5 protein-coding genes are annotated in these 7,388 nt (G+C 65.8%); 3 read left to right on the forward strand and 2 right to left on the reverse strand.

Going from position 1 to position 7,388, the window contains the following annotated elements:
* The first annotated feature begins 146 nt into the window (after positions 1-146).
* Complete coding sequence (locus VN419_RS00995) at positions 147-380, forward strand: hypothetical protein (RefSeq protein ID WP_325643492.1); 234 nt, start codon at positions 147-149, stop codon at positions 378-380.
* Positions 381-478: 98 nt separating this feature from the next.
* Here VN419_RS00995 and VN419_RS01000 read toward each other — a convergent pair whose 3' ends face one another.
* Positions 479-1,663, reverse strand: a complete 1,185-nt coding sequence (locus VN419_RS01000) for a phosphoglycerate dehydrogenase (RefSeq protein WP_325643494.1) — start codon at positions 1,661-1,663, stop codon at positions 479-481.
* 12 nt (positions 1,664-1,675) lie between these two features.
* Positions 1,676-2,809 (reverse strand): pyridoxal-phosphate-dependent aminotransferase family protein, encoded by a 1,134-nt coding sequence (locus tag VN419_RS01005; protein ID WP_325643496.1) that lies wholly within the window; start codon positions 2,807-2,809, stop codon positions 1,676-1,678.
* 252 nt (positions 2,810-3,061) lie between these two features.
* Between VN419_RS01005 and VN419_RS01010 the strand changes: the two genes are divergently transcribed.
* Positions 3,062-6,679 (forward strand): FAD-binding and (Fe-S)-binding domain-containing protein, encoded by a 3,618-nt coding sequence (locus VN419_RS01010; RefSeq protein ID WP_325643499.1) that lies wholly within the window; start codon positions 3,062-3,064, stop codon positions 6,677-6,679.
* A 1-nt stretch (position 6,680) separates the two neighbouring features.
* The coding region (locus VN419_RS01015; RefSeq protein ID WP_325643501.1) for an HD domain-containing protein at positions 6,681-7,388 on the forward strand (708 nt) is incomplete at its 3' end.

A 7,388-nucleotide genomic window follows, 5' to 3' on the forward strand; every position in this document is an offset into this window, starting at 1 on the left:
TGGAAGTGTCTCCATAGTGCTGTGATTGCAGGGTGTTGCGCTGCGTAAAGTGGGGCTTCCCGCTGTGCCGCCGCAGGCGATGCCAGGATGCGAAGAACATGAGGCGGTTGGCGCGCGGGGGACGCATCAAGGACAGGAGGAGAGCCATGGACCTGAGAGGAAAGCGTGTGTTCACCGGCAGCATGCAGCTTCTGAACGGCTGGGAGATCCGGCCCTTTGCCGTAAAGACCGCCGAGGGCGGCTTCGAGCCGTGCCTCTCCGCGCGCAAACACGCCCCGGGCAGTCCGGGCAGGGTGTTCGCCCTTGAGCACACCTGCCTGAATAAGGAAGAGGCCTTCGAGTTTGCCCTGGCCAAGGGCAGGGCCCTTTGCGGAGCGTAAGGCTTCCGCAGACCGCAACGCGCTGCCAAAGGGCGCGCCAGCAAAAAGCCCCCGCCCGGCGAACCGGATGGGGGCTTCGTTTTTGGTGAATGGTTGGCCTAGTAGGTGACGCGCTTCACGCCGGGAATGGCCATGAGCTTTTCGCGCACTTCCTCGTTGGGCTCCTGGTGGACGACGTACACGGTCTGCACGCAGTCGGACAGGAAGCGGGAGTTGTTCTCGCGGATGTTCACGCCAAGCTCGCCCAAGGTGGTGCCGAACTTGCCGAACATGCCGGGCTTGTCCTCGTGGGTGATGAAGATGGAGTAGATGCGCTTGCCTTCCTGCTCAACCGTCTCGCCCACGTTGACGGAATTGCCGAAGTCGCCGCGCTTCAGGTACTTGGTCACCACGGTGGCGATCTCAAGGCCGGTCTTGCGCACGGCGTTCTTGGTGCTGGCGCCCAGGTGCGCGCTCATGACGATGTTGTCCAGCTCGTGCAGGCGGCAGTTGAAGGGCTCGCCCTCGCGCTTGGGCTCCTTCTCGTAGCAGTCCAGCGCGGCGCCGGCGATGGTGCCGTTCTTGAGCGCGTTGTACAGCGCTTCCTCGCTGACGTTGCTGCCGCGCGAGGCGTTGATGAGGTACGCCGTGGGCTTCATGAGCTTCAGCTCGCGCTCGTTGATGATGGCGTCTTTGCCGCCGGTGTGCAGGCTGATGAAGTCCGACACCTTGAGCACCTCGTCGATGCTCTCGAGGTAGTCCACGTTGGAGTCCTGGATCTGGTACAGGTCAAAGCCCACGGTTTTCATGCCGATGCCGAGCGCCTTGTTGGCCAGGGCCTGGCCGATGCGGCCGCAGCCGATGACGCCAAGCGTCTTGCCCATGAGCTCGTTGCCCGCGAAGCGCTTCTTGTGCCACACGCCGCTCATGAGGGTGCGGTGGGCCATGGGAACCTTGCGGGCCACCGCGAACATGAGGCCCAAGGCGTGCTCGGCCGTGGCGTTGGTGTTGCCGTTGGGCGCGAACTTGACGATGACGCCGCACTCTTTGGCGGCCTCAAGGTCGATGTTGTCGGTGCCGACGCCGCCGCGGCCCACGATCTTGAGCTTGCCGCCGTTCTTGGTGCCCGCCTCGATGATCTCGCGGGTGACCTTGGTGGCGCTGCGCACCAGCAGGGCGTCGTAGCTGGCGATCTCGCCCAGCAGGTCGTCCGTGCTGCGCTTCTCGGTCTCCACCGTGAAGCCTTCTTTCCTGAGCAGGGCGACGGCTTCCTCGTTCAGGCCGTCATTGGCAAGAATACGCATTGTCGTCCCCCCTTATTTCAGCAGTTCGGGCTTCAGCGCCTCAAGGTAGGCGGCCAGCATGTCCGGCGTCACGTCGCCCATGTGGCCCAGGCGTAAGAGCACGCGCTGGCCCTTTTCCTCCAGGTCGGTGTTCAGCTTGCCGTAGCCGGGATCGAAGAGGTAGCCCTTGGCGCGCATGGCTTCCTTGACCTTCTTGAGCTGGGCCACGGTCATGCCCGCGGGCACGCGCACGGCGGTGACGGTGGGCGAGCGGTGGCCCTCCGGGGCCAAGAGCTCAAAGCCGGGCAGGGTGCCCACGAACTCGTGCACCATGGCCTGCATCTTCAGGTGGCGGGCGAAACGGTTGTCGATGCCTTCCACGTTGATGATGTGGTCGATCTGCACGGCCATCTGGTTGGCCAGGGTGGTGTTGGGCGTGGTCAGGGTCTGGCTCTTCTGCGCGCGGCCCAGCTGGCCGATGATGTCCGTGGCGAAGCCCTTGTTCTTCACGGTCTTGGCCTTGGCCACGGCTTCCTCATTGACGAAGAGGATGCCGAAACCGGCGGGCAGGGCCAGGGACTTCTGGGTGCTGGTGGCGTAGGTGGCCGCGCCGGAGGTGGAGAGGTCGAGCTTGGCGCCGCCGAAGATGCTCACGCCGTCCACCAGGGGCATGGCCCCGTGCTTGCGGATGAGCGCGCAGATGGCCTTCATGTCGTTGGTCACGCCGGTGGAGGTCTCGTTGTGGGTGAAGGTGACCACGGCGGGCTTGTGCTCGGTGAGGGCGGCCTCGAGCTTGGCCATGTCTATGGCCTGGCCGGGCTCGAACTTGAGCTGCACGGCCTTCTTGCCGTTGACCACGGCCATTTTGTGGTACAGGTCGCCGAAGGCGCCCACGGAGACGTTCAGCACGGTCTCGTCATCGGCCACCAGGGAGCGCACGGTGGCCTCCATGGCGTTGGAGCCGGAACCGTTGAACAGGATGACGTGGTAGTCGTCGCCGCAGCCGGCCAGCAGCTTCAGGCCCGCCATGGCGGGGCCGAAGCGCTTGTTGTTCTCGGAATCGCGGTGGCCGAATTCGGGCAGCAGGCCAGCTTCGCGGATCTCCGGGCGAATGAACGTCGGGCCGGTGATGAAAAGCTGAAGGTCGGCAAAATCCTGGGTGCTCATGGACGCGTCACCTCGTGGTAGAAGAATGTTCGGGCAGGGCAATACTTCGATAGAATCAATTCCCATAACCGGAGTCTTTCCGCCTGTCCAGCGCACGGCGCAACGGTCTGATCCGAACGTTTCCGAAGGCCCGTCGGCCGCCCCGGCCGGGCCGCACTTGCCAAGCGTTCCGGGCCGACCTATATTCCGGCCTTCGCAGGCGCGACACAATCCCCCCCGCAACCTTCCCTCCCCCCTGGAGACATAAGCCATATGCCCCTGATAGGCCCACATATTTCCATTTCCGATGAACGCATTCTGACCCGGGTGCTGGGCCTTACCGCCAGCCCGGAGGAGGGCGGCTTCGCCCAGTGGCCCGACAACGTGCGCGAGCTGGCCACGAGCCTGGCCGCCGAGCTGTTCCTGGTGCGCTACAATCCCTTTGTGGACGCGCCCCTGGTGCGCGAGAGCGTGGACCGCAAGCTCTCCATCGCCCGGCCCGGGCTCTCCGGCGAGTTTCCGCGCCTGCTCGCCGGGGCCGTGGCCTCCTTCTGGGAGCGCTACGAGGCCGACCAGGCCTTCGCCAAGGAGCTCAAGGCCCGCCTGCTGCCCTTCATGCCCGTGGAAGGCATCGGCGATGCGCCCAACACGCGCATAGAGTGCGCCACCGACGCCACCGACCTGCGCCTGGAGCTGCCGCTGTTCGTGCTGTTCCCGGAAACCACCGAGCAGGTGCAGAAGATTGTGCGGCTGGCCAACGAAATGGCCTTTGGCGTCATTCCGCGCGGCGGCGGCACGGGCCTCACCGGCGGGGCCATTCCCATGTTCTCGCGCTCGGTGGTGCTTTCCCTGGCGCGGTTCAAGAAGATCGTGGACATCAATCCCGACACCATGCTTTTGACCGCCCAGGCGGGCGTCATCACTCTGGACGCCATCAAGGCCGCGGCGGAGCAGGACCTGCTGTTCACCGTGGACCCGGCTTCCAAGGCGGGCTCGACCCTTGGCGGCAACATTTCGGAGAATTCCGGCGGACCCTTCGCCTTCGAGTACGGCACCACCATCGACAACATCGCCTGGTTCGAGATGGTCACGCCCTCCGGCGAGGTCATCACCGTGCGCCGCAAGGACCACCCCGGCCACAAGATCTTCGAGGGCGAGAGCGCCGTGTTCGAGATCCTGGACGAAAAAGGCCGGCTCAAGGACACCGTGACCCTGGCCGGAACGGACATCCGCGGCCTGGGCCTGGGCAAGGACGTGTCGAACAAGTACCTGGGCGGCCTGCCCGGCGTGCAGAAAGAGGGCGTGGACGGCATCATCACCACCTGCGCCTTCACCCTGTACCACAGGCCCAAGTACTCGCGCGTGCTGGTGCTGGAATTCTTCGGCCGCAGCATGAAGAACGCCATGTACGTCATCCGCGATGTGGTGGGCCTGCGCGACGCCATCCGCACCCAGGGCGACCGCGTGAAGATCAGCGCGCTGGAGGAATTCGGCACCAAGTACGTGCAGGCCATCGAGTACAAGAAGAAGTCCGCCCAGTACGAGGGCGACCCCATCAGCGTGCTCATCCTGCAGCTGGACAGCGACGACGAGGCGGCCCTGGCCGACTCGGTGGACGCGGTGCTGGCCATCGCCCAGCCCTATCCGGGGGTCGACATCTTCGCCGCGCGCGACGAGAAGGAGGCCGAGCTCTTCTGGGAGGACCGCCACAAGCTTTCGGCCATCTCCAAGCGCACCTCCGGCTTCAAGGTCAACGAGGACGTGGTCATCCCCATGCGGGCCATTCCCGGCTTCGCGGAGTTCCTGGAGAACCTGAACCTCGTCTACATGGCCAAGGTAGCGCGCAAGGCGCTTTTGAAGGTGCGCGAGCTGCCGGGCATTCCGTTCGACGACCCGGACATCGACTTCGGCATCGAACGCTGCCTGTTCATTTTGAAGAAGCGCACCACGGCCGGAGACCTCTCGGACGAGGAACTGGCCAGCCAGGTGCGCATGCTCTTCCACGAGCTGAAGGACAAATTCCCCAAGCTGGATCGCGAGCTTGAGGCCATCTACCAGGAGATTCAGGCCAAGCGCATCGTCATCGCCAACCACATGCACGCGGGCGACGGCAACTGCCACGTCAACGTGCCGGTGAACTCCAACGACGCCGAGATGATGGCCCAGGCCTACGAGGCTGTGGACGAGCTTTTCGCCGAGGTTCTGAAGCTCGGCGGCGAAATCTCCGGCGAGCACGGCATCGGCATCACCAAGATAGGCTTCCTGGCGCAGAAGAAGATCGACGCCCTGGCGGCCTACAAGCGCATAGTGGACCCCGGCGACGTGCTGAACCCCGGCAAGCTGACGCGCCGCGCGCTGCCGGTGGAGCCCTACACCTTCTCCTTCAACCGGCTCATCGGCGATTTGCAGAAGACCGCGCTGAAGGACAAGGAGAACCTCATCGAGCTTCTGCGCAACGTGCAGACCTGCACCCGCTGCGGCAAGTGCAAGCAGGTGTGCCCCATGTACAGCCCGGCGCGCGGCCTCTTGTACCATCCGCGCAACAAGAACCTGAGCCTGGGCGCCCTCACCGAGGCCATCTACTACTCCCAGGTGCAGGGCGGCGAGCCCTCGCCGGAGTTGCTCGACGAACTGCGGCGCATCATGGACCACTGCACGGCCTGCGGAAAGTGCAAGGGCGTGTGCCCGGTCAAAATTGATTCTGCTGCGAATGCGCTGCAGATACGCTCGTTCCTGGAATACAAGGGCAAGGGCGGGCATCCCATCAAGACCGCGCTGTTGACGCACCTGGCCGACGACCCCTCCGGCCGTCTGCCCAAGGTGGCCAAGCTGCTTTCCCTTGGTCAGGCCGCGGCCAACAGCGTCATCGGCCTGGTGCCCGGCCACTTCCGCAAGCGGCTTTCCAGCCCGGCCCTGCAGGGCGCGGGCCCGCTCATCGACCTGCGCAACCTCGCGCAGGAGCTGGGGCTGGCCGAGCACTCGCTGTTCCGCACGCCCACCGCCGCCTATGACGAGACCGTGCTGTACTTCCCCGGCTGCGGAGCCGGGCTCTTCAGCCACGACATCGGCCTGGCGGGCGTGTACCTGCTTTTGAAGGCCGGGGTGAACGTGGTGCTGCCGGAGCGGCACCTGTGCTGCGGCTATCCGCTTTTGGCCAGCGGCTGCACCGAGGCCTACAACGCCAACCGCCACCGCACCATCCAGGACATCCTGGACACGCTCATCGCCACCGGGCGCGCGGGCATGAAGGCCACCACGCTGGTCACCAGCTGCGGCACCTGCCGCGAGTCCATTGAGACCTACGACTTCAGCCAGGAGCTCCCCGAGCCCCTGAAGCATCAGGACATCGTGCAGTTCCTGCTCTCGCGGCTTGATCTGCCGAAGAGCGAGGGCGAGAAGCTCTTGTACCACGCGGCCTGCCACGCGGAATGGGTGGACGTGCCCAAGGTCAAGGCCCCGGAGATATACCGCAAGGCGCTGGCCGACGCCCTGGGCGCGCAGGTGCGCCTCTCGCCCGGCTGCTGCGGCGAGTCCGGCCTGGGGGCCCTCACCAGCCCGGACATTTACAACCGCATCCGCGACCGCAAGAAGGAACAGCTGGCCGCGGACCTGGCCCGGCCCGATTCCAAGCGCCCGGACCGCGACACGCCCGTGCTCGTGGGCTGCCCCTCGTGCAAGATCGGCGTGAAGCGCTGCCTGATGCAGATGCACCGCAAGAACGACGTGCTGCACACCACGGAGCACCTGGCCGAGAAGCTGGGCGGGCCCAAGTGGCAGCGCGAGCTGAAGCGCATGATCGACGCGGGCGAGAAGAAGGGCAAGATGGTCATCGTCGGCGCAGGGAAATCGGGCGCGGGAAAGCCGGGCGCCGCCGCCAACGGGGACAAGTAGCATGAGCCCCGGCCGCTTCCTCGGCGTGTCCTGTTGTCCCGATGCCGCCACCGGGTGCGACAAGTCACTGGAGCGGCTGGAGGCGCATCTGCGTGCGCACCTGGCCGCGCGGCTCTCGAAAGAGGGCGCCTGTGACCCGGCCCACGACCTGCTGCACCTGGAGCGCGTGGTGGCCACGGCCAAGCGCATCGCCGCCGCGGAGGGCGCGGATCTGACCGTGGTGATCCCCGCCGCGTGGCTGCACGATTACGTTGTCGTGCCCAAGGACGACCCGCGCCGCGACCAGGCCTCGCGCCTTGCGGCGGCGGAGGCTTTGGCCCACCTGAAGGACATCGGCTACTGCTCGGCCCAGGCCTGCGCGGAGCGCGCCGCAACGCTCGGACTTCCGCTGTACGAGGCCATCGGCCACGCCATCGAGGCGCACAGCTTCAGCGCGAACATCGCGCCGAGGACGCTGGAGGCCAAGGTGGTGCAGGACGCCGACCGCCTGGACGGCATCGGGGCCATCGGCATCGCCCGCTGCTTCGCCTGCGCGGGCACCATGAACCGGCCCTTCTACAGCACGCAGGACCCCTTCTGCACCAGCCGCGAACCCGACGACGCCCTGTTCACCATCGACCACTTCTACCGCAAGCTCTTCAAGACCGCCGCCAGCATGCAGACTGAGGCGGGGAGGAAGGAGGCCGAGCGGAGGGTGGAGGTGATGCGG

The sequence above is a fragment of the Humidesulfovibrio sp. genome, assembly GCF_035560995.1.
GTDB lineage: Bacteria > Desulfobacterota > Desulfovibrionia > Desulfovibrionales > Desulfovibrionaceae > Humidesulfovibrio.